2 protein-coding genes are annotated in these 2,060 nt (G+C 66.5%); one reads left to right on the forward strand and one right to left on the reverse strand.

All coding sequences use genetic code 11. The features are described from left to right. The coding region (locus AC07XP_RS32245; protein ID WP_495266956.1) for a hypothetical protein at positions 1 to 962 on the forward strand (962 nt) is incomplete at its 5' end. Between the two features lie 128 nt (positions 963 to 1,090). Here the strand turns inward: AC07XP_RS32245 and ftsY are convergent. Continuing rightward, a partial coding sequence (ftsY, locus tag AC07XP_RS32250; protein ID WP_495266957.1) for a signal recognition particle-docking protein FtsY occupies positions 1,091 to 2,060 on the reverse strand: 970 nt, incomplete at its 5' end.

The following is a 2,060-nucleotide window of genomic DNA, read 5'->3' on the forward strand; positions in this document are numbered from 1 at the left end:
GTGGTGGTGGTGGTGGCTTCGTGTTGCCGCCGCCGGCCCCGCCGCCCGCACCGGCACCAGCCCCGGCGCCTGCACCCACACCAGCGCCGGCCCCCGCACCCGCGCCGAATCCGGGCGCGACCACTTTCCTGTACGAGGGCCTGCCGGCTGCGACCGCCACGTCGGCCTTCTTCGACAGCCTCGCTGCACAGGGCGCGCGCGGGTTCCGTTTCCTGAGCGGTTTCTCTTTCATGACCAGCCCGACCACTGTCGATCAGGTTGATGGGTTCGTGAAGACCGTCGATGCGACCTACAGCTACGAGAAGAAGCCGCAGGCCACGTCCAACGCGGACCTGCTGAACCAGCTGAATGAAGCCGGTGCGCGGGGCTTCCAATGGGCGGGCGAGTGGAGCGTCGGTGGCGAGACCTTCTACTTCTACCGCAAGAGCAGCGCCGACACTGCCACCTACAGCTACCGTGTCGAGCTGGCGCCTAAGAGCAAGGCGGACTACCTGACGCAGGCGAACACCCAAGGCGCGAGCGGCTTTTTCAACCGGACGACCGCATTCATAACCGGAGATCCGGCGGGCACGGTCGCCGTCTATGAGAAGAGCTCGGTTGGCAACGCCACCTTCGCCTACGAGATGGGTGACATCAGCGGTGATCACGCTGGGTACCTTGCGCAATTCAACGAGCGCGGAAGCCGTGGCTTCCGTTTCCGGGGCGAACTCCTCTTTGCGGGGGGCAACGGTGTGCTCTACGCCAAGGACCTGTCGCAGTCGACGACCTTCAACTTCTATTCGCTTGCACCAGCCACCAACACCACGGCCCTCATCCAGCAGGCGAACGCCGAAGGGGCCAAGAAGGCGGCGCTGCTCGGACACCTGGCGCTGGGCACCAGCGAGCAGAAGGCCTATTACTTCACACCGACCGATTGCAACGTCAGCCCGTTGTGCGGCCCGACGTCACCGTTCGGTTTCTGATTTCCGAAGAGGCACACACGCAGGGGGAAATACAAAGGGAGAAAAAAGAAAGACAGGGAGCTGACGGTCCCCGGCGCGAGTCGGGGACCGTTTTTTTTAACCGAAGCGAAAAGCGGCGAAAGCGCCGGTCAGCCCAGGAGTGCCTGCGCGAACTCGCGGGCGTTGAAGGTCTCGAGGTCCTCGAGCTTTTCGCCCACGCCGATGAAGTACACCGGAATCGGCCGCTCGCGCGCGATGGCGCACAGCACGCCGCCCTTGGCGGTGCCGTCGAGCTTGGTGACGATGAGGCCCGTGAGGCCCAGGGTCTCGTCGAAGGCCTTGACCTGTGCCAGCGCGTTCTGGCCGGTGTTGCCGTCGATCACCAGCAGCACCTCGTGCGGCGCGGTGGCGTCGGCCTTGGTGACGACGCGTTTGATCTTCTTGAGCTCGTCCATCAGGTGCAGCTGTGTGGGCAGGCGCCCGGCCGTGTCGACCAGCACCACGTCCTTGCCGCGCGCCTTGCCGGCGTTCACCGCGTCGAAGCTCACGGCCGAGGGGTCGCCGCCTTCGTTGCTCACGATCTCGACGGTGTTGCGGTCGGCCCAGACCAGCAGCTGCTCGCGCGCCGCCGCCCGGAAGGTGTCGGCCGCGGCCAGCAGCACCGAAGCGCCCTCGGTGGCCAGGTGCTTGGTGAGCTTGCCGATGGAGGTGGTCTTGCCCGCGCCGTTGACGCCGGCCACCATGATCACGGTGGGCGTGTACTCGCCGATGACCAGTGGCTTCTCCAGCGGCTTGAGCAGGTCGGTGACGGCGTCGGCCAGCAGGCGCTTGACCTGCGAGGCGTCGGTGGCCATCTGGCGCTTGACGCGCACCTTCAGGTCGTCGAGCAGGAACTCGGTGGCCTTGACGCCGGTGTCGGCCATGAGCAGCGCCGATTCGAGCTCTTCATACAGCGCGTCGTCGATCTGCGCGTTGACGAACACGGCCTGGATGCCGGTGCCGGTCTTGCGCAGGCCGGTCTTGAGCTTGTCGAACCAGCTCTTGCGCTCGGTGGCGATGGGGGCCGGTTCGGCGACCACGGCGACAGGCGCGGGAGGCGGTGCGGGCGCGGGCGCCGGG

This window comes from Variovorax sp. GW531-E2 (assembly GCF_059423125.1).